Annotated in this window: 23 protein-coding genes and 2 rRNA genes; 18 read left to right on the top strand and 7 right to left on the bottom strand. The window is 61.1% G+C overall.

Annotated elements, in window-relative coordinates; genetic code table 11:
• Positions 1-5 precede the first annotated feature (5 nt).
• The 6 genes from FZZ88_RS00410 to FZZ88_RS00385 are packed head-to-tail and all read left to right on the top strand — an operon-like array spanning position 6 to position 7,947.
• On the top strand, positions 6-1,151 hold the full coding sequence (locus tag FZZ88_RS00410) for an NAD(P)/FAD-dependent oxidoreductase (RefSeq protein ID WP_166017704.1): 1,146 nt from the start codon (positions 6-8) through the stop codon (positions 1,149-1,151).
• A complete protein-coding gene (hflX, locus tag FZZ88_RS00405; protein WP_166017703.1) occupies positions 1,148-2,824 on the top strand; it encodes a GTPase HflX in 1,677 nt (558 codons plus the stop codon). Before FZZ88_RS00410 ends, hflX begins: the two co-directional genes overlap by 4 nt.
• Positions 2,812-4,629, top strand: coding sequence for an SLC13 family permease (locus FZZ88_RS00400; RefSeq protein WP_166017702.1), 1,818 nt, complete (start codon positions 2,812-2,814; stop codon positions 4,627-4,629). Before hflX ends, FZZ88_RS00400 begins: the two co-directional genes overlap by 13 nt.
• Before the next feature lie 29 nt (positions 4,630-4,658).
• A complete protein-coding gene (locus tag FZZ88_RS00395; protein ID WP_166017701.1) occupies positions 4,659-6,074 on the top strand; it encodes a potassium transporter TrkG in 1,416 nt (471 codons plus the stop codon).
• Between the two features lie 24 nt (positions 6,075-6,098).
• Positions 6,099-6,803 carry a TrkA family potassium uptake protein gene (locus FZZ88_RS00390; protein WP_166017700.1) on the top strand — a complete coding sequence of 235 codons (705 nt, stop codon included), beginning with the start codon at positions 6,099-6,101 and terminating at the stop codon, positions 6,801-6,803.
• A gap of 4 nt (positions 6,804-6,807) precedes the next feature.
• Positions 6,808-7,947 (top strand): anhydro-N-acetylmuramic acid kinase, encoded by a 1,140-nt coding sequence (locus FZZ88_RS00385; RefSeq protein WP_166017699.1) that lies wholly within the window; start codon positions 6,808-6,810, stop codon positions 7,945-7,947.
• Between the two features lie 16 nt (positions 7,948-7,963).
• Here the strand turns inward: FZZ88_RS00385 and FZZ88_RS00380 are convergent, their stop codons facing one another.
• Positions 7,964-8,257 carry a hypothetical protein gene (locus tag FZZ88_RS00380; protein WP_166017698.1) on the bottom strand — a complete coding sequence of 98 codons (294 nt, stop codon included), beginning with the start codon at positions 8,255-8,257 and terminating at the stop codon, positions 7,964-7,966.
• A 105-nt stretch (positions 8,258-8,362) separates the two neighbouring features.
• Between FZZ88_RS00380 and FZZ88_RS00375 the strand changes: the two genes are divergently transcribed.
• Together FZZ88_RS00375 and FZZ88_RS00370 are read left to right on the top strand one after the other, a co-directional pair.
• Positions 8,363-8,662 (top strand): hypothetical protein, encoded by a 300-nt coding sequence (locus FZZ88_RS00375; protein WP_166017697.1) that lies wholly within the window; start codon positions 8,363-8,365, stop codon positions 8,660-8,662.
• A 47-nt stretch (positions 8,663-8,709) separates the two neighbouring features.
• Entirely contained in the window at positions 8,710-8,940 is a 231-nt protein-coding gene (locus FZZ88_RS00370; RefSeq protein ID WP_166017696.1) for a hypothetical protein, read from the top strand.
• Here FZZ88_RS00370 and FZZ88_RS00365 read toward each other — a convergent pair.
• A complete protein-coding gene (locus FZZ88_RS00365; protein ID WP_166017695.1) occupies positions 8,918-9,094 on the bottom strand; it encodes a hypothetical protein in 177 nt (58 codons plus the stop codon). The two genes, FZZ88_RS00370 and FZZ88_RS00365, sit on opposite strands and share 23 nt — an antisense overlap.
• A 70-nt stretch (positions 9,095-9,164) precedes the next feature.
• Between FZZ88_RS00365 and FZZ88_RS00360 the strand changes: the two genes are divergently transcribed.
• The gene (locus FZZ88_RS00360; protein ID WP_166017694.1) at positions 9,165-10,889 is read left to right on the top strand and encodes an ABC-F family ATP-binding cassette domain-containing protein; all 1,725 of its coding nucleotides are present in this window, start codon (positions 9,165-9,167) and stop codon (positions 10,887-10,889) included.
• 119 nt (positions 10,890-11,008) lie between these two features.
• On the top strand, positions 11,009-11,191 hold the full coding sequence (locus FZZ88_RS00355) for a hypothetical protein (protein ID WP_370520028.1): 183 nt from the start codon (positions 11,009-11,011) through the stop codon (positions 11,189-11,191).
• Between the two features lie 10 nt (positions 11,192-11,201).
• On the opposite strand, the gene FZZ88_RS00350 is transcribed toward FZZ88_RS00355, so the two are convergent.
• Positions 11,202-12,335 (bottom strand): trypsin-like peptidase domain-containing protein, encoded by a 1,134-nt coding sequence (locus FZZ88_RS00350; RefSeq protein ID WP_166017692.1) that lies wholly within the window; start codon positions 12,333-12,335, stop codon positions 11,202-11,204.
• 141 nt (positions 12,336-12,476) lie between these two features.
• Here FZZ88_RS00350 and FZZ88_RS00345 point away from each other — a divergent pair, with 141 nt between their 5' ends.
• The 8 genes from FZZ88_RS00345 (at position 12,477) to FZZ88_RS00315 (ending at position 18,184) form a co-directional block, all read left to right on the top strand.
• Positions 12,477-12,749, top strand: a complete 273-nt coding sequence (locus FZZ88_RS00345; RefSeq protein WP_166017691.1) for a DUF2973 domain-containing protein — start codon at positions 12,477-12,479, stop codon at positions 12,747-12,749.
• Between the two features lie 33 nt (positions 12,750-12,782).
• Positions 12,783-13,166: a hypothetical protein gene (locus tag FZZ88_RS00340; protein WP_006851931.1), complete on the top strand. Its 384-nt coding sequence runs from the start codon at positions 12,783-12,785 to the stop codon at positions 13,164-13,166.
• Between the two features lie 220 nt (positions 13,167-13,386).
• The gene (hrpB, locus tag FZZ88_RS00335; protein WP_166017690.1) at positions 13,387-15,891 is read left to right on the top strand and encodes an ATP-dependent helicase HrpB; all 2,505 of its coding nucleotides are present in this window, start codon (positions 13,387-13,389) and stop codon (positions 15,889-15,891) included.
• Positions 15,892-15,987: 96 nt separating this feature from the next.
• Complete coding sequence (locus FZZ88_RS00330) at positions 15,988-16,128, top strand: chlorophyll a/b-binding protein (RefSeq protein WP_115022585.1); 141 nt, start codon at positions 15,988-15,990, stop codon at positions 16,126-16,128.
• Between the two features lie 153 nt (positions 16,129-16,281).
• The gene (locus tag FZZ88_RS12100; protein ID WP_255453121.1) at positions 16,282-16,416 is read left to right on the top strand and encodes a hypothetical protein; all 135 of its coding nucleotides are present in this window, start codon (positions 16,282-16,284) and stop codon (positions 16,414-16,416) included.
• A complete protein-coding gene (gene xseA / locus FZZ88_RS00325; protein ID WP_166017689.1) occupies positions 16,406-17,569 on the top strand; it encodes an exodeoxyribonuclease VII large subunit in 1,164 nt (387 codons plus the stop codon). Before FZZ88_RS12100 ends, xseA begins: the two co-directional genes overlap by 11 nt.
• Positions 17,569-17,838, top strand: a complete 270-nt coding sequence (xseB, locus tag FZZ88_RS00320) for an exodeoxyribonuclease VII small subunit (RefSeq protein WP_166017688.1) — start codon at positions 17,569-17,571, stop codon at positions 17,836-17,838. Before xseA ends, xseB begins: the two co-directional genes overlap by 1 nt.
• Entirely contained in the window at positions 17,831-18,184 is a 354-nt protein-coding gene (locus FZZ88_RS00315) for a DUF2834 domain-containing protein (RefSeq protein WP_115022590.1), read from the top strand. The genes xseB and FZZ88_RS00315 overlap by 8 nt, the downstream gene beginning before the upstream one ends.
• Here FZZ88_RS00315 and FZZ88_RS00310 read toward each other — a convergent pair.
• The 4 genes from FZZ88_RS00310 to FZZ88_RS00295 all read right to left on the bottom strand — a co-directional run.
• Entirely contained in the window at positions 18,160-18,510 is a 351-nt protein-coding gene (locus FZZ88_RS00310) for a hypothetical protein (RefSeq protein ID WP_166017687.1), read from the bottom strand. The two genes, FZZ88_RS00315 and FZZ88_RS00310, sit on opposite strands and share 25 nt — an antisense overlap.
• A gap of 53 nt (positions 18,511-18,563) precedes the next feature.
• A complete protein-coding gene (locus FZZ88_RS00305) occupies positions 18,564-19,496 on the bottom strand; it encodes a YihY/virulence factor BrkB family protein (protein ID WP_166017686.1) in 933 nt (310 codons plus the stop codon).
• 130 nt (positions 19,497-19,626) lie between these two features.
• Positions 19,627-19,743: ribosomal RNA gene (gene rrf, locus FZZ88_RS00300) — 5S ribosomal RNA — on the bottom strand.
• A gap of 111 nt (positions 19,744-19,854) precedes the next feature.
• Positions 19,855-20,040 (bottom strand): 23S ribosomal RNA (locus FZZ88_RS00295); the annotation flags it as partial.

The raw sequence follows: 20,040 nt of genomic DNA, 5'->3' as shown, positions 1-20,040 counted from the left end.
CTTTCATGCGTTCACCCTCGTCCACGTCGGATGCCGTGGTGATCGTTGGTGGTGGATTCGGGGGACTTTTCACAGCTCTTGCACTTCAGCGTCGGCAGCCCGGCTGCCCCATCGTTCTGATCGAACCGCGGGATCGGTTTCTGTTTCAACCGCTGCTGTACGAACTACTCAGCGATGAACTTCAAACCTGGGAGGTAGCCCCCCGTTATGACCAGCTGCTGAATAACAGCATCTGCTGGATCCAAAACAGTGTTGTTCGCATCGATCAAAGCAGCCAAACCATCGAACTCGATTCGGGAGACCGATTGGGCTGGGCCCAACTGGTGCTGGCGACAGGCTCGAAAGCCAATGATTTCGGCATCCCCGGCGTAAAGGACTACAGCTCTGGTTTCCGTGATCTCAGCGATGTAGGCCGGCTAAAGCAATGGCTCAACAATCTGCTCAAGCAGCGTGATGGAGACGCAGGGCTAATCATCGTTGGAGCTGGACCCACCGGAGTGGAACTGGCTTGCAAGCTCGCGGATCTGATCGAAGGAGCCGCCAGCATTCGCTTGGTGGAAATGGGCGATGAAATCCTGCCCAGCAGCACGGCGTTCAATCGGGAGAAAGCCCAGGCAGCGCTGGAACGCAAAGGGGTCGTGGTGCAGCTGAACACGAGCGTGAGCGAAGTGCAGGCCAACAGTGCCGTTCTGGCAGATGGCGTGGTTTTACGTCATGCGGGATTGATCTGGACTGCAGGGAGTAGATCCTCCATCCCAGCCATCTCGCCTACACCAGTGCTGGAGAGGGGACGCCTGGCCGTCAACGATGACCTGCGCTTGGTGGGCAGCGCCAATACTTTTGCCCTGGGGGATCTCTCAGCTCGGGCGGACAGCCCATGGCCCGCTAGCGCCCAAGTGGCCATGCAGCAGGGGGATGCCACTGCTGCAGCCATCGCAAGCCTGCGGATGGGGGAAGAGCCGCAACCCTTCCAGTTTGAGGATCGTGGCGAAATGCTCAGCCTCGGGGTCGGCGACGCCACACTGACTGGCATGGGATTCACCCTGGCCGGACCACTGGCATTTCAGTTGCGACGGGCCACGTACCTGACCCGCCTACCGGGACTGTCCCTGGGACTGCGCTCCGCCGGCGCCTGGTTGCTGAGCCGTTGAAGCAATCCCACCTGGGAGGGCGCTGCCGCGGTCTGCGCCCCAGCCAGCAACGCCAGCTGGAGCGCCTGAGTCATCGGCGTCATCCCGAGGGCTGCGGAGCCGATCTGCTGAGCCTCGAACGACTGGCGGATCTGGTTCTGGATCTCGAGATGCCGCTGCATCTGGTGCTCGACGGCCGTGGCCTTTGCCGGCTGCTCTGGTTGGGCCCCCTCACCGGCAGCGATTCACCGCTGCAGCACCTGCCAGCAACACCGCGGCGGAGCAGCGGAGGCTGGCGCCTGATCAGCTGCCCCTTCGCCCGCAAAGGGCTTCACCAGGATCCCCGCGACGCTGTTGTCGCTCTCGACATCGCCCCGAGGCACTGGCTGCGCTTTGCACCGTGCCCCTCGGCCGATGGCGGGCGCCCGGCAGAACTACTCATTCCTGATCCACTGCAGCCCGATGGGTGGAGAGAGTTCGAACAGGGCGACCTGCGTGACCTTTGCTCCCTCACACCAGACGAACCCCAAGCCGCAACCATCCGAGCCGCCACCGGAGAGGAGCGGGTGCTCCTGCTCACGCTCACCAGCGGAGATGGGCAGCGCGACCAGCGTGAATTAGCTGAACTGGAGGGACTGGTGCGCAGTGCCGGCGCCCAGCCCGTGGCTCTGACCAGCCAGCGTCGGGGCCAAGCCAATCCCCAGACGGTCTGGGGCTCCGGGAAACTTCAGGAAGCCGCCCTCGAGATCCGTCGTTGCCAAGCCTCACTGGTGATCACAGACCGGGAGCTGACCCCAGTGCAGGCACGCAATCTGGAACGACTGCTGAGCTGCCCGGTCTCTGACCGCAGTGAGCTGATCCTCGACATCTTTGCCCAGCGGGCCGGCAGTGCTGCAGGGCGCCTCCAGGTGGAACTAGCCCAACTGCGCTACCGGCTGCCACGCCTACTGGGACGGGGCAGCAGCCTGTCGCGTCAGGGCGGCGGCATCGGCACGCGCGGGCCAGGGGAAACACAACTGGAAAAAGACCGTCGGGCCATCAGCCGACGCATCGAACGGCTGCTGCGGGATCAGCGCCAGCTCCAATCCCACCGCAGCCGATTGCGGGATCAGCGGCGTGGTCTGCCGCGGGTGGCCCTGGTCGGTTACACAAACGCCGGCAAATCCAGCCTGCTCAATGCCTTATGTGGCAAACGGGCGAGCGATCGCGTGCTGGCAGAGAACAAATTGTTCGCCACGCTGGACCCCACCACGCGCAAACTCGACCTCCCCTGCCCTGGGGCGCGCCCCCAACGGCTGCTGCTCACCGACACAGTGGGCTTCATTCGCGATCTCCCTGCCCCACTGGTAGAAGCCTTCCGCGCAACGCTGGAGGAGGCACTGGACGCGGATGTGCTGTTGCTGGTGCTGGACCTGGCTGACCCCGACTGGCAAGGCCAACTGAACACCGTGCATCGCTTGCTCGATGACCTCGGCAGCACCGCCCTGCGCAGGGTGATCGCCAATCAGATCGACCGTTGCGAGGCAACCGCCATCGAAGCGATTCATCAGCGGGAGCCGGATGCACTATTCCTCTCAGCCGTGCGGGGGGATGGGCTGCAAGGCCTGCAGCAGTGGATGCGCGAGCAATTTTTTGATCCCAGGGCAGAATCCCCGCAATTGACGACCGGCGACTCGCCGCCATGGCAGAGCTGAGCAACGCTCTTCAGAACCCTCAGGCGTTGATCACGCTGGCCGTGCTGGGTCTGGCGGTGGTGTTGTTCATCACCGGGGTAATTGCACCGGAGCTCACAGGATTGCTGAGCCTGAGCTTGTTGATCGCGACTGGGGTGCTCAACCCACAGGAGGCCCTGGCGGGGTTCGGCAGTCCTGCACTGATCACCCTGTTGGGACTGTTTCCTGTCTCCGCAGCACTCTTCAAAAGTGGTGCGCTGGACCGACTGCGGGCCCTGATCGCATCAGAACGGATCCGTTCCTCACGCCGCCTGATCGCCCTGATGGCCTTTGTCATCGCCCCGGTTTCGGGAGTGGTTCCCAATACTCCAGTGGTGGCATCCCTGCTTCCCGTGGTCGAGGGCTGGTGCCAGCGGCGCGGTATTTCTCCATCCCGGGTGCTACTGCCGTTGTCGTTTTCCACGGTTCTGGGGGGCACCCTGACCCTGCTGGGCAGCTCTGTGAATCTGCTGGTGAGCGACATCAGCCAGCAACTGGGCTACGGCTCCCTTGATCTGTTCAGCTTCACCCTGATCAGCCTGCCGGTCTGGCTGGCAGGGGCCATTTATCTGGTGTTGGCTCCAAGGGTGCTGCTGCCGGACCGAGGTGCCAGCACGGATGACCTCGGCGGCAGCCCCAAGACCAGCAGCTACTGCACGGAAGTGCGCATCCCACCCGAGTCGGAGCTGGTGGGCAGCTCTCTCCTGAACAGTCGATTGCAACGTCGTTTCGACGTTGACGTGCTGGAACTGCAGCGCGGTGGAGAGCGACTCCTGCCACCCCTGGCAGACCGTCGTCTTGAGGCCGGCGATCATCTGCTGTTGCGGGTCACCCGCCTTGATCTGCTACGGCTCCAGCAGGATCACACGGTTCAGCTCACAACCCAGGGGCAGAACGCAGGTTTCAGCCTGAACACCGAAGAGGCCAGTGGACAGAAAACCGTGGAGGTTTTATTGCCTGCTGGCTCCACCCTGGCCGGTGCCAGTCTGCGGGAACTGCGGTTCCGGCAGCGCCACAACGCCACTGTTCTCGCCCTGCGCCGCGGCCAAGAGACCGTCCAAGAACGCCTGGGGCAAGTCATCCTGCGGGAAGGCGATGTGCTGCTGCTGCAGGCACCGATCGACTCCATCCGTGGTCTGCAGGCCAGCAATGACCTGTTGGTCCTGGATCGACTGGAAGACGACCTCCCCACAGTTCGACGCAAGCCCGTGGCGGTCAGCATTGCCCTCGCGATGCTGCTGCTGCCCAGTCTGACCCCGATCCCCCTGGTGGCCGCTGTGCTGTTGGCCATGGTGAGCGTGGTCGCCACCGGCTGCCTGCGCCTAGGAGAACTGCAGCGCTCGATCCGTCTGGACGTGATTCTACTGCTGGGATCCCTCACCAGTTTCAGTGTTGCCATGCAGAACACGGGACTGGCCGACGCCCTGGCTCTAGTGCTCCAGCAGGGGCTGGCGGGCTGGCCGAGCTACTCCGCACTGATGGTGATCTTCATCGGCACAACACTGTTAACCCAAGTGATGAGCAATGCAGCCTCGGTGGCCCTATTGGCGCCCGTAGCAGTGCAACTGGCTCCCTCCCTGCAGCTCTCTCCCACTGCACTGCTAATCACGGTGCTGTTTGGAGCCAGTCAGTCCTTTCTTACCCCTGTTGGATATCAGACCAATTTGATGGTGTTCGGTCCGGGCCGTTATCGCTTTCTTGATGTCACACGGTACGGACTTGGACTAACCGTGATCATGACCATTCTGGTGCCGGCCTTGATCCTCTGGCATTACGGCGGATCCTGAACAACACTGGTCAGATCTCGCACACGCCTGTGCCGATCGGAAGAGCCATCGAACGCAGCCAGGGCTGGCATCGTCGGCTCACGGTTCCCCAGTTCACCGTGGTGACCGGTTTGCTGGTGGTACTGATCGGCACGCTGCTTCTGGCCACTCCGCTGTGCTCCTCGAGCAGCGTGGGGCTTTGGGAAGCTCTGTTCACAGCCACGTCCGCCATCACCGTGACGGGGCTCTCGATCATCGACATCGGCACGGACCTGACGACCTTCGGCCAGGCGGTGCTGGCCTTGATGATCCTGGCTGGGGGCCTTGGCCTGATGGCCATCACCACATTTCTACAGGGATTTGTGGTGCAGGGAACAGCCTTGCGTCGACGCCTCGACCGGGGCCAAACCCTCGACGAATTCGGCATAGGGGGCGTAGGGCGCACCTTTCGTGGCATTGCCCTGACGGCAACGCTGGTGATCCTGATGGGCGCCGTGATTCTTTATCACTTCGGCTTCGATGACATACCCAACCACGGCGAACGTCTCTGGGCCGCCGTGTTCCACAGCATCTCGGCTTACAACAACGCGGGGTTTGGCCTCTGGGCCGACAGCCTCGAGCGCTACCGCAGCAATGGTGTGGTGAATGCCGTCGTGATGCTGCTGATCGTGACCGGCGGCCTTGGTTGGCGGGTGACGAACGATCTGAGCACACAGCTCCTGCGCAGAGGGCGAGGACGACGTCGCCTGAGCCTGCACTCCCGCCTGGTACTCCGCACCACCGTGCTGCTCATCGGCTTCGGGGCGGGGGGTTTAGCCCTTACGGAATGGTTGAACAAGGGCGAAATCTTCACGGGCATGCCCGTGCCTGAGCGTTGGCTGACCGCACTGTTCGAATCGGTTACGGCTCGCACGGCCGGCTTCACCACCGTTCCGCTCTCGCTCGAGAGCGTCACCGAATCCAGCCTGCTGTTATTGATGGTGCTGATGTTCATCGGAGCCAGTCCCGGCGGCACTGGTGGAGGGATCAAGACCACCACCGTGGCCGCATTGATGGCGGCCACGCGCTCCACCCTGCGAGGCCGTGAGGCGGTGGTGATCCGCAACAGAACCATCAGCGACAAAGTGGTGCTGCGGGCCGTTGGCATCACAGTGGGCTCTCTGCTGTTCGTGATGGCCATGGCTTTGCTGATCAGCATCGCCAGCAATTTGAACGGCAAAGACTCGTTCACCTTCATGGAAATGCTGTTCACCTGCGTCTCCGCGTTTGCCACCGTGGGGCTCGATCTCGGGGTAACCGTTGAACTGCCCCGTTTCGGCCAGGCTGTTCTGATGGTGGGAATGTTTGTGGGACGACTGGGAATCCTGCTTCTATTGAGTGCGATCTGGGAAGCGATGACCCAGGAACAAATTCACATGAATCGCCAGAATCGAATCGGTTATCCCAACGAGGATCTGTATGTCTGAGGACTATCAGCGGGGGATAGAGCAATGAAGGAGTGGTGGCAGTGGAGCCCACTGCAAGGCAGCGATCGCCTCGGGTTCGCGATCATCGGCGTTGGCCGTTTCGGCATCGCCGTTTGCCGGGAACTGCTCCAGAACGGAGCAGACGTTCTGGCCGTGGACCGCTCGGAACGGGCGGTAGATGAACTGCGTCAGGTGGAGCCCAGCGTGGAGGCCCGCGTTGTCGACTGCACCGACGAAGAAGCTCTGCGGGAGGCTGGCGTGCTCGAGATGGGCACTGTGGTGGTGGCGATTAGTGAACCGATCGAAGCCAGCATCACCGCGACGTTGATCGCCAAGGACAGCGAGGGAAGCCGGGTGCGCCAGGTGATCGCCAGGGCGACGAGCGACCTTCACGAAAAAATGCTGAAACGGGTTGGGGCCGACCGGGTGATCTTCCCCTCCCGGATGCAGGGTGAGCGCCTGGGTCTTGAACTGGTGCGCCCCAACTTGATGGAGCGCTTGGCCCTGGATGAACAGCACTGCATCGAGGAGATCAAGGTTCCGGAACCGTTTGTGGGGCGTTCGCTCCGAGATCTGAATCTGCGCAAGAACTTCCGGGTCAATGTGCTGGCAGCTGGGCCGCAAAGCAGCTTGATGGTGAACCCACCGGCATCCCATGTGCTCGAGGAGGGTCACCTTCTGGTGGTGATGGGGCTGGTGGACGACCTGCAACGCCTGCCGAAAATCTGAGCCAATGCACTGCCTCGGGCTGATGAGCGGGACCAGTGCCGACGGTGTCGATGCAGTGCTGGCGCGCTTCGACGGCCCCGCCCAACGTCCGCATTGGTCCTTGCTTCGCCACCACCATCAGCCCTATCCGCCCCAGCTGCAGCAGCAGGTGGTGGCCGCCGGCCAGGGAACAGCGATGCCCGCGCCCCGCTGGCTGGAGCTGGCGGAAGCGATCACGGAGGTGCAGGCAGATGCAGTGCAAGCTTGCGATCCCGAAGAGAAAGCCAAGGTGATCGGCTGCCATGGTCAGACCATCTGGCACCGCCCGCCGGCCCAGGGGACTCGGGGTGCTAGTTGGCAGATGCTGCAGGCTCCGCTACTGGCCCACCTGCTCCAACGGCCTGTGATCCATGACTTCCGCGCCGCTGATCTGGCCCTTGGCGGGCAAGGGGCACCCCTGGTGCCTCGGGCTGATGCAGCGCTACTGGGGGGCACGGAGGGCTGGCGGGCACTGCTGAACCTGGGGGGAATTGCCAACCTCACCCTGATCCCCCCCTGCCGTGGCGCGGACCGCCATGCCGCGGTCTTGGGATGGGACTGCGGACCAGCGAACAGCCTGATCGACCTGGGCATCCACCATTTCACCGATGGGGCGCAGAACTTCGACCAGGGAGGAGCGATGGCAGCGCAGGGCCATGCGGATGAGGCCCGGATCCAACGCTGGCTCCAGGAGGAATATTTCCAGATAGCACCGCCGAAATCCACGGGACGGGAGTGCTTCGGGCAGGAGGATCTCAACCGACGACTGCATCAGCTCAAGGGGGCCTCAGCCGCCGACGCCATGGCAACCCTGACGGCCTTCTCCGCCGCCGTCGTCGCCCAGGATCTGGAGCATCTGCGCCAGACACGCGGCATCGCACCGATCGAAGTGATCACCGCTGGAGGTGGCAGCCAAAACCCGGTGCTGATTAACGAGCTGCGCCGACGCTGCCGGGGTGCCCAAGTCGACGAGAGCAGCACCGTGGGGGTACCAGCTGAGGCCAGAGAGGCCCTGGTCTTCGCGCTGCTGGCCTGGTGGCACCAGCGGAACCACCCCGGCAATGTGCCTGCCGTCACAGGGGCCAGTCGCGAGACAGTGCTTGGCGTACTGGTGCATCCAGCCTGATCGGAACGTCCTGGACCTAGCCAGGTCGATGCAAGCGCAAACGCCGGGGTGCTCCTCGCAGTCGGCGGGGCTGCTGTGATTCCAGTGCTGACCGGAGGCGTTCCTCGCGCGTTGGGGCAGGAGCAGACGCCTCCTGCTCCTGCTCATGGCGCTGCACCCCCTGCTGGATCAACACCCGCGCCATGTTGCTCACCGTGCGGGATTCCAGCTCGGCCATGGCGGTCAAGCGCTCACAGAGATCCTCAGGCAGAACCACCTGAATTCTCGGGGACTTGGGCTTCCCACTGGATGAGGTCTGACGGGTGGGCACGACCGGATCCCCAGAAAGAGGCTCAGTTAGTGAAAAGTGTACAGAGGTGGTCAAGGGTAGTATCCATGACTATGGTGGGGGCATTGGTCCTCCTCGGAGAACCCCATGACACAAGCCACATCTCGCTCCCGTCGCAGCCCTGCCGGATCACGCAGTCGGTCGCGACGCCCCCGTCGCAGCGCTGAAAACAGCGATGTTCTGGTGTCAGCGGTGATCAGCACCTACCTACTGACCCACCTGCACCATGTGCTCCAGCGGGCTGAATACGGTGCTTCGCAGGAAGGGCGCAACACCCAGGCAGCCAACTACGCCCAATTGCGCAAGGTGCTCTGCATGGATGCCCGCAGCATGGAGGACGCTTCTGCTCTGGGGCAGCACGATGACGGCATCGAACAGGCCGCCTGACAAGGCCTTCGGTCCTGAATAGCGTTTGAAGAGTTGCTCAAACCGCGATGTCTTCCAACGCCGCATCGCTGTACGCCCGCATCAGGAGCAATCCTGAGCAGACGCAGGCGCTGTTTCGCCAGGCTCTCCAGGACCCCAACGGCGCCATGAACAGCATCTGCAATCTGGGCGACGAACTGGGCCTGCCGGTCACAGCCCAAGAGGTGCGCGAGCATCTGGCAAGCCTGGATGATGAAGACAGCAAGCGCTGGGTGGTTAAAGCGAGGGGAGGTCTTTGAGGTTGGGTGAGACGGACTTCAACAGAGCCTGGGGCTCGACGCGCTGCCGGCGTTCATAGCCGCCACCACCGGCCCAACTGAAAAACAGCACATAACTCACGATCGCCAGACCTGCGGCCACCACAAGAGCGGCCAGCTGCTCCAGTTTCAGCATGGCGAGCGCCCTCCGGAAACCTTCACCAGTGTGCCGACAGGGATGATGGGGGGAAGGACGCCTTCCGCCGGTGCTGCGACTCGAAAACGTCAGCAAGATCTATCCCACTGGGGAAGTGCTTCGCGCGGTGACCTGGGAGGTGAAACCCGGAGACCGAATCGGACTGGTGGGGGTCAACGGCGCCGGCAAATCCACCCAGATGCGTCTGATTGCGGGACACGAGGAACCGACCAGCGGCCAGGTGGTGCGTCAGGGAGAACCCCGCATCGCCTATCTGCAGCAGGAATTCGATGTGGATTTGGAGCGCACAGTGCGCCAGGAGCTGTTCCAAGCCTTTGGTGAAGCCGCCGAGGTGATGAACCGCCAACGGCAGGTGGAAGAGGCGATGGGGTCGGAACGCGCTGCTGAAGATCCCGATCATCTGGATCAGCTGATCCAACAACTGGGACAGCTGCAGAGCCGTTTCGAAGCACTGCATGGCTACGAACTCGACGCCCGGATCGACAAACTCCTGCCCACGATCGGCTTCACCCCTGAGGGTGCTGAGCTGCAGGTGAAGGACTATTCCGGGGGCTGGCAGATGCGGATCGCCCTGGGGAAAATTCTGCTTCAGGAGCCGGATCTGCTGCTGCTGGATGAACCGACCAACCATCTGGATGTCGAGACCATCCAGTGGCTGGAAAGCTACCTGCTGGAGCAGAGCGCTGCCCTCGTCGTCATCAGCCACGACCGCACCTTCCTCGACCGGGTCTGCAATCAAATTGTCTCCACCGAAAGGGGGGTGTCCCGCAGCTATCTGGGGAACTACACCGCCCACCTGGAGCAAAAACAGATGGAACGGGAGGCCACGCAGGCGGCCTTCGAACGCCAGCAGAAAGACATCGCCACCCAACAGGCCTATATCGATCGTTTTCGCGCCAGCGCTACCCGCAGCACCCAGGCCAAAAGCCGTGAGAAGCAACTGGACAAGGTGGAACGGGTGGAGGCACCGATCGAATCTGTGGCGGGGCCGAGTTTCCAGTTCCCGCCCGCTCCGCGCTCAGGGGCACAAGTTGCCCTGATCGAAAACGTCACCCACAGCTATGGAGACAAGATCCTGTTTCTGGGCGCTGAACTGGAGGTGGAGCGGGGCGACCGCATCGCCTTCGTGGGTCCCAACGGTGCAGGCAAGTCCACCCTGCTGCGCCTGGTCATGGGGGTGGAACTCCCCGATGAAGGCAGTGCCCGACTGGGGGAACACAACGTTATTGCGGGCTACTTCGAACAGAACCAAGCCGAAGCCCTGGATCTCTCCAAGACCGTGATTGACACGATGTACGAAGCGGTCCCGGATTGGACCCAGACCCAGGTTCGTTCGCTGCTGGGCAGTTTCTGCTTCAGCAACGACTCGGTATTCAAGGAGGTCGGGAAGCTCAGCGGAGGCGAGAAAGCCCGCCTGGCACTAGCGCTAATGCTGCTCACACCCTGCAATCTTCTGGTCTTGGATGAACCCACCAATCACCTCGACATCCCGGCCAAGCAAATGCTTGAGGACGCCTTAATGGCCTACGAAGGAGCCGCGCTGCTGGTCTCCCACGACCGCTATTTCATCTCCCGCGTGGCCAACCGGATCGTCGAACTGCGGGAGGGTGAACTGGTGATGTACCGAGGGGATTACAACTACTACCTCGAGAAAAAAGAAGAGGAAAGGGCTGAAGCCAAGGAGAAAGAACTGGCTATGGAGCGAGAGGCCAAGCGGAAAGCCAACAAGGAAAAGCAGAAAGCTCGAGATGCCCGGCGCAAAAAGGCGGCCTGACGAGCATCGAGCCACCCCACCGAAAACTTCACACACCCTTAGGCAGGAAGACTTATTTCTCTTTACCTGCTGTTTTCGTCTGCATAGGCTGACAAAACTGATCCCCAGCCCCGATGAGAATGGTTTCCGGCCCCGGCAACACCGAACCCGTTGGCGGTTCATCAGCCCCAGGCACGGAAATCCATGAGCAGACCTGGGACGCCGTGGAAACCTATTTCCAATGCATCACCACCTGTTCGCTCGACGACGGCGAATGCATCACCCAATGCGTTGAACAACTGAGGGACTCCGACGACGCCTGACGCCGAGACTTCAGCTTGAGGTCAAGGCCGACAGATCGACCGGCTTGACTTCGATCGTGACCTGGTCCTCACCGCGCCGCACCCCCAACACAACCGTGGCTCCCACACCGCGGCGATCGATTGCACTGACCACGGCTGCAGGGTCAGCAACAGCCTTGCCATCAAAACTCGTGATCACGTCATCCACCTTGAGCCCGGCGCGGTCCGCTGGCCCCCCAGGCTGGACAGAGCGAATGACCGCTCCCGCTGGGACCTGGGACGTCGGCGTTGGCCGGGGGACAGGAGACAGACGGATGCCGATCACCGGATGAAGGGCCTTGCCGCGGGTCACCAGCTGTTCCGCGATGGCACGGGCGCGATTGCTGGGAATGGCAAAACCAAGACCCGCCCCTGGCCCTGATCGGACCAGGGTGTTGATCCCGATCACCTCCCCATCGGCATTGAGGAGCGGCCCGCCCGAATTACCGGGATTAATCGCCGCGTCGGTCTGAATCAGATCCAGACGCTTGCCCGAAATCCCAAGCTGAGCAACGTTGCGGTTGAGGTTGCTGATAATTCCTAATGTCACCGTGCTCTCCAGGCCAAAGGGGTTACCAACGGCAATCGCCCAGTCGCCAACACTGAGCCGATCAGAATCCCCTAAGTCAGCGACTGGCCAGGGCCCAGCCCCCTCCAGACGCACCACCGCGAGATCCGTCAGGCTGTCTTTGCCCACCACCCGAGCAGGCACCCTTCTCCCGTCGGAAAGCCCCACGGTGAGTTGATCCGCCCCCTCCACCACGTGGGCATTGGTCAGCAGCAGACCCTTGCCATCGAAAATGACCCCACTGCCCTGGCCGCGCTGAACCCTGGGGCGCGGTGCTGTGGAGCGTGGAATGCCAAAGAAATGGCGAAACAGGGGGTCCCGCATCAGGGCTGGCGGCACGCCCGCAGCACCGGACTGATTCACGGTCCGAGCTGTCTCCAGAGTGACCACAGCTGGACCACTGCGCTTGACAGCAGCGGCCACAAACGAGTCGCGACGGATCGCTGGCCGCGCCTCAGCCTGCTGAGGGCCAACGATGAACGGGGTTGATGAAACACCGGCAACCAACAATCCTCCCGCCAGAGCGGAGGCGACGAGCGAGCGGGACTGGGAAGTCATCACAGCTGCTGGGCGATCGGTTGACTCGACGCTACGCAGAGCAGACCAAAAAACAGCCACCATCGGTGTCAAAGCTGTGACCGCGTGCAACCGGGATCCCGATAGCGTGAGAATGAAGAGATTCAGTTAGGAGGGAGGGTCATGCTCAGTTCGCTGTTTCCGCTTCTCTACGGCGCTTTGTTCGTCGCCCTGCTCTGGCAGGCCTTCCGCGTCATGAGCAAGGGTTTTCGTGCTGCCAGTGGTCCAATCAGCAGTGGCCCAAGCAGCGCTCCCATCGACCGCACTGGCCAGGTCACCATCCACCCGGAACTGCTGGACAGCGAGGGACGCATTACCGAAGAAGACCTGCTGACGGTGCGCTTCGGCGGTGACGATGACGAGGCTTCGACGGCCGCAGGACCGGGCACTGAATAAATTGGGCACTTGGAGTCGACAGGGGTCGCCTGAGTGGATCAGAGAACACGCATCGTTGCCGCAGTCATCAAGGGCCTCAAACTGCCTCCCCGGTTTCGGCTTCGTCTGATGAAAGAAGATCCGGTTCGCCTCGAACTGAGCCTTACGCCCGCCTACGGCAAGGACCCGATCACGGTGGGGCTTGTGGAATCACTCGATCTGGTCGCCCGACGTGACCGGGAAGGCCGAATCCCGAGGGACCTTCAGGGCACTTGGGACTGGACTGTGCGCCACGGACAAGTGAGCACTGGCGGCTGGAACCCCTATCTCAAGGAGGCTCTACAGACCATGTTTGAAACCGGCCTGCCAGCAATCGTGTTTGAGGAACTCACCGGGGAGGAGTACCACCCCGTTGATGGAACCCGCCACGTGCGCTGATCAAGGCACCACATGTGTAAAGGCGTGCAAATGAAAGCAGCGGCGCAAAAACCAAGGGACTAGACCGGAATCAATTCGGCCTTTAAGAAAGTCTTTATGACCTCCCTCGTTGTTTCCATCGGCCCCCTTGTGCGTTTGCTGGCCGCTGTTGGCGCCATCAGCAGCCTGCTTCTGTTGGGCCTGATGGATCTCGTCCCGTGAATCGAGCGGCAGCACCGGTTTGAACCAGTTCCCGATCGACGCCCTGCTGGCACAGATCTGTTCTGAAGTTCGCCCGGGGGGAACCGTTTTGCTGCAGGCGCCACCGGGGGCAGGCAAGACGACGCGCGTACCCCTGGCTCTGATCGGTGCCCTAGCGCAAGGCCAGGGGATGCTTGGGGCGAAGCAGAAAATTTGGATGATCGAGCCGCGGCGTCTGGCCACCAAAGCCGCGGCGGCCCGCCTCTCCGCGAGCCTGGGAGAAGAGGTCGGTGGGCGCATCGGTTATGCCGTGCGCGGGGAACAGAAACGATCCAGCCGCACCCAGGTGGAGGTGATCACCGACGGGCTCTTCCTGCGGCGTCTGCAAAGCGACCCCTCGCTGGAAGGGGTGGGCTGCGTGATCTTCGATGAATTTCATGAGCGCGGGCGTGATGCGGATCTGTCCCTCGCTCTGCTGCGGGAGGCGCGCCCACTGCTGAATCCTGACCTGGCGTTGATGTTGATGTCAGCCACGCTGGATCTCTCTGATCTGAGGGAACGACTTCCCGAGGCGAAGGTTCTTGAAAGCCCAGGCCGCTGCTACCCGGTGGAGACCCATCACCAATCGCCAAGACCGGACGAACCCCTGCCTCGACAGGTGTTACGCGCCATTGAGCAACATGCCCTCGAGCAACCTCAGGGAAGCGGTGTACTGGTCTTCCTGCCTGGACTGGCGGAGATTGAACGCTGCAGACAGACCCTGAGCGAAGCAGCGGCTCTGCAGAACTGGCGCATTCAGGCGCTGCATGGGCAACTCCCAATGCAACAGCAGAGTTCAGCCCTCAAGCGCTGCGATCCAAACCAGGACGGCAGCATCATCCTGGCCAGTGCCATTGCCGAAAGCTCCCTCACCATCGACGGCGTGCGACTGGTGATTGACAGCGGCCTCAGCCGTCAACTGCGCTACGACCCCAACACCCGAATGGAAGGCCTGGAGACGACAGCCTCCAGCCTGGCCAGTGCGGAACAGCGCAGGGGCAGGGCCGGCCGACAGTGCCCAGGCAGCTGCATCCGCCTCTGGTCGCCCGCGGAGCAACAGCGACGACCACAGTTCCACCCCCCCGAACTGCTGCTGGCGGATCCCCAGCCTGTATTAATAGAACTGGCCCAGTGGGGCGCTGGACTGGGCGAAGAACTGCCATGGCTGGATCCTCCACCAGCAGCAGCCATGCAGGAGGGACAGCGCGGACTGCAACAGCTCGGCCTTTTGGAGGAGGACGGCCGCATCAGTGGCCGGGGACGGTTGATCAGCGGCCTGAGCGTTCACCCCCGCATCGGCATGCTGCTGCTGGAAGCCCATGAACGGGGCGTCCCCCAGCTGGGATGCGATCTGGCTGCAATCCTCAGCGAACGGGACCCCTTCAACACCCGCCAAATCGGCAGCGATCTGGAGGCCCGACTGAACGGCATCCAGCGCCATCCATCCCTTCGGGTTCTCAGCCAGCAGCTCAGCCGCCAACTGAAGCGACTAGGCCCTTCACCCCAGAAACAGGGATCGTCCGTCAGCGCTGGCGATCTGATCCTGGCGGCCTTTCCGGAATGGCTAGCGCAAGAGCGACCGGACCAAACCGGTCGCTATCAGTTGCGCCAGGGACGCGGCGCCGTGCTGCTTCCCTGGGATCCGCTTCAGGGGAGCCCGGCCCTGGCTGTCGCCAGGGTCGACATGGGCGACAGAGACACCCGCATCCAGATGGCAGTAGCCCTGAGCCAGAGCACCCTGCTGACCATCGCTGAGCAAGAAGGCCATTGGCAGGACTTAGTCAGCTGGGATCCTGAACGCCAGAGGATCCGCGCCGAACGACTGCTGAAACTGGGTGAATTGGTGGTGCGCCGCACGCCACAGCCTTCGCCAGCAGCGCCGCTATGCCGGAGCCTGCTCATCGAACAGTTGCAGAAGAACTCCAGCCTTGACGCACTGCCCTGGACGGAGAGCACCCACCAGCTGCGCCAACGGCTGGAATGGATGCATCAGCAGGTGGGCAGCCCATGGCCGGCCAGAGATCTCACGACGCTGCTGGAGCAGGCTGAAACCTGGCTTGGTCCAACCCTTGAGGGCTGCCTGGGTTGGGGCGACATCAGCACAGCAGCACTTGAAGAAGCGCTCTGGGGCGATCTGGATTGGAGCCTGAGGCAACAGCTGGATGCGCTTTTGCCGCGTCGCGTCCAGATTCCGGCCGGCAGGCAGGCCACACTGCTTTACACAGGGGAGGAGGTCATCCTTGCCGTGAAATTGCAGGAGATGTTCGGATGTGACGACGGGCCCCACGTGCTGGATGGTCGTATCCCCGTCACCCTGGAACTGCTCTCACCGGCAGGTCGTCCCCTGCAACGTACCCGGGATCTCAAAGGCTTCTGGCAAGGCAGCTATCAGGACGTGCGCCGCGAGATGCGAGGGCGCTACCCCAAGCACCCCTGGCCCGACGACCCCCGCCAGGCACTACCGACCGCCCGGACGAAACGCAGGTCAAGCGGAGGGCAGGCGTAAACAATGGAAATGGATCCCCCTTCCTGTAGCCGTTAGCACTCGCAACAAAACTCCAACCTTTGTTACATTGTTACCAAACCAAATCGGTCCTTCCCCATGTCTGACAACGCACGCTTCGGCTTCGTCAACTTCGCTGAGACCTGGAACGGTCGTCTGGCCATGATGGGCATCGTGATCGGTCTCGGCACCGAGCTCCTGACCGGCCAGGGCATCCTGTCCCAGATCGGCCTCGGCTGATTTCCGCACCGCGGATCCAGAGAACCCCTCGGCTCACCGGGGGGTTTTTTGGTGCCTCGGTATCGGCTATCGCTGATGCATCAAAATGGGTGCATTCCACAGAGACAGTCGTTGGCACCGCTTTACGTACAGAACAGACGCGATGGATCGAGGATGCTCAGCAGCGCCTTGGTGATCTGCACGATCGGCGCCACCCAGATTCACCAGCACTGGGGCGTTCTTGTGACCAGCATCTCCGCCATTGTCTGCATCTACTGGGGTTACGCCTACAGCCGCCTTGAGCGTTGATCGCCTTCCGACTTACTCCGTTGCTGAACTGAACACAGCCATCGGAAGCCTGCTGGAACGCGGCTTTGCGCCGCGTTTTTTGTTGGAGGCAACAGTCTCGCGGCCTCAACTGAAGAAAGGCCACCTCTGGCTAACCCTCACCGACGGAGCCGCCAGCATTTCGGGAGTGGTGTGGGCTTCGAAACTTGCCCAGCTGAGTTACAGACCCGAGGACGGTGACGGCGTCACTGTGGTGGGCAAGCTGAATTTCTGGGCAGCAAGGGCCAGCCTCACCGTTCAGGCTCTGGACATCCGCCCAAGCCTGAGCACCGTGCTGAGGGACTTTGAACGGGTGCGTCAACTGCTGGAAGAGCAGGGGGTGATTGACCCCAGCCGTCAGCGGCGGCTACCGAGCCAGCCTTCAACCATTGCGGTGCTAACCAGTGTGCCCAGTTCCGCCCTGGCCGACATGCTGCGCACCGCTGCTGAACGCTGGCCGCTGACGCAACTCATCGTGGTGCCGATTCCAGTGCAGGGAGCAGTGGCCTCCAAGATTGTCAGCACGCTTGAGGGTCTGGCCGAACGATCGGTTGACCTAGGGATTCAAGCCCTGGTGCTGGCGCGCGGTGGCGGGAGCCGGGAAGACCTGGCGGTGTTCGATGACGAGACGCTCTGCCGCGTTCTGGCGAACTATCCAGTGCCTGTGGTGACGGGCCTCGGCCACGAAGACGATCTGACGGTCGCAGATCTAGTCGCGGACCATCGCGCGGCCACCCCCACGGCGGCGATCGTGGCGCTGCTGCCCGACCGCGATGCGGCGCGGCAGGGGCTTGTGCAACGACAGAGCCGATTGAGAGAAGCGCTGCTGGGGCGAATCCTTCGCGAGCGACAGCGGCTCCAGGATCGGGCCTTTGTGCTGCAACAACAAGCTCCCCTCGAGCGAATCAGGAGCTACCGCCATGAGCTGGCGCAGAAACAGCTCTTGCTGAAGGCGCTTTCGCCGGAACGCTGGCTGAAACGCGGGCTTGCCCTTATCAGCAATACCGCCGGCGACACCATCTCAGACCTTCAATCCGTCAAGATCGGAGACCAGCTCAACATTCGGATGAGCGACGGAACGCTTGAGGCACGGGTCGATCAGATCCAACGCAGTTCCCCAGAAACCACCTCCTGATGAGCAAGCGCCAACCCAGCAAAGAGTTACGCGATCGGATCGAAGGCTGGCGCAGCGATGCCGCCGGCCTGAACTACGAAGAAGCCATGCAGGCCCTTGATCTGCTGCTCGCTGAGCTGCAGAACGACAGTGTGCCCCTGGCGGAATTGCAGCAACGGGTTCTCCACGGTGAGGTCTACCTCAGCCGTTGCCAGAGCCTGCTCGACAGCGTCGAACAGTCGATTGTCGAACTCGACCCCACAACCCTTGAACCAACGAACAATGCGTAAGGCACTGCCCTGGATCTATCTCCTCCTTGCACTTGCAGGGGCGATCCTGCCCTGGAAAGCCAATCTGGAGTTCATTGCTGAAGGTGGCGGTCAGGCCTTCGATTTGGCTCGGTTCATCGCCGATGCGAACAGCACAGCGGCCTCACGCTCATTGAGCGCTGACCTGCTGGTGGGAGCCAGTGCGGTCACCCTGTGGATCTGTGTAGAGGGTCCACGCCAGAAGATCAAAGGCTGGTGGCTGGCCATTCCTCTGAGCTTTGGCGTTGCCTTTGCCTGTGCTGCACCATTCTTTCTGTTCCTTCGGGAACGGCAGCTGCAGGCTCAGGAATCAGAATCCACGTCCTGAGCGATCACATCAATCGTGAGATCTCTAGCGGGTGTGGACTGGGCAGCTGAAACTCCAGTGTTGTCCGCAGCGGTGGGATAAGGCGTACCGCAAAACGAACAAACTCCAGCGCCCTTCAGACCAGTCGCCCCACAAGCCGTGCAGGTGATCATTCTCGACTGCAACAGCTTCCAGCCAATCCACCCCAGACCGGACAGGATCAACGGCAGCGCCAAGAGCGTGAGCAGCAGACCACCGGCGAGATCGAGCAACAGACGACCAGCCGCTGTTGGCACCAGCAACAGCAAGACAACTGCAATCCACAACACTGCTGGCGGTCGATTCATTTGCCTCAACGGAAATGGTCCGTTGGATCAGCTTCGCAGAGGGGTATCGAAGTTCAAGACGTCGGGGTGTTCGGTTCTCCGAGCCGAGGTTTAGCAAGACGAACTGCGGCCAATTCCACACTTAAACACTGGCCAAAATAAAGAATTACACCAACCAACCAAACCCAAAGCGTTAAAACCAAAACACCACCGATCACCCCATAAGCCTGATAGCGATTACCAAGAGAAACGATACTTAAACTCAGAATTTTGTTAAGCAAAGCCAAGCCAAAGCCGATCAACAATGAACCAGGAATCAAAGGTGCTCTTGGGACACGGCGACTGGGCAAGGCCATCTGAAGCAGCAGGGCCATCAAAGACAAAATCAATGCTGGAGCGAGAATTCGCCCAAGGGGAAGAATGGGACTGGATCGCACAAGAGCCATCAACCCAGGAATAAAACCATCCAAAACACCAAGAATGTCTTCCGGAAGCTGTCTGATGCTGAGAACCAATTGCTGAAAGACGATAAGAATCGATATAACAAAGACGGTTAAAAAAGCTTCAACACGTGTTCTGCAGAACTGCACCACTTGTTGCCACCAAGGTAGGTCAATCGCCGGTTCCGGGAGAATGTCTGACCAAAGGCGATCAGCCCCGCGCTGCAATGTTAAGTAGGCATTACTTGCAGTGAGAAGCAAAACAATCACGCCAAGAATTCCTGCACCAAATCCCTGATTCACCAACCCACGCAGGGTGGAATCCACCAGATTGGTTGCGGAAGGTGGGAGGACCTGGGTAACCGCCGCCAAAACATTATCCAAACTATCTGTTTCACCAAACACCCTGGCTGCCACAGACAAAGCGATGAGCAGCAGCGGGAAAAAAGACTGAAGAACGAAATAAGCAAAAGCAGCACTCAAATCCACACATTCAGCGTTATTCCAGCGCTGACAGGCATTCCATATCCGCCCACCTAACTGTCGAACAAGCGAACGTCTTGACACAGATTCGCTCAGAAGACTTCTAAAACCTTACAACAAAAAAAGCCACCTCGAATGAGGTGGCTTTTTCATGGTTGGCAATGGTGATTGCTACAACAATCAGCCAATCATCAACCTATTAAGAGAATGTTTTACCTGGCATCGAGCTATTTTCTCAGGGGGCTACCCCCCAAATATCGTCGCCGCTGATGCGTTTCACAACCGAGTTCGAGATGGATCGGAGTGGGACCACACCGCTATGGACACCAGGATAGTTATAAACATTCTCAAGGGTTGAACCCTGAGAACTGCATAGGATCTGTGGCTAACACCACACGTCTGAATCAACAAAGAATTTTGTCTTCAGGCAAGAACCAAAATGTTGGTCAAGCCCTCGGTCTATTAGTACTCCTCCGCTGCATCCATTACTGGACTTCCACGTAGAGCCTATCAACGGGTGTTCTTCCCGTGACCTTACTGGGTTACCCCATGGGAACACTCATCTTGAGGTGGGCTTCCCACTTAGATGCTTTCAGCGGTTATCCACTCCGCACATGGCTACCCAGCG

This window comes from Synechococcus sp. PH41509, assembly GCF_020514285.1.
In the GTDB taxonomy this organism is placed as follows: Bacteria; Cyanobacteriota; Cyanobacteriia; order PCC-6307; family Cyanobiaceae; genus Parasynechococcus.
The sequence above is the reverse complement of the archived record's forward strand: the minus strand, read 5'-3'. Positions and strand labels throughout refer to the sequence as shown.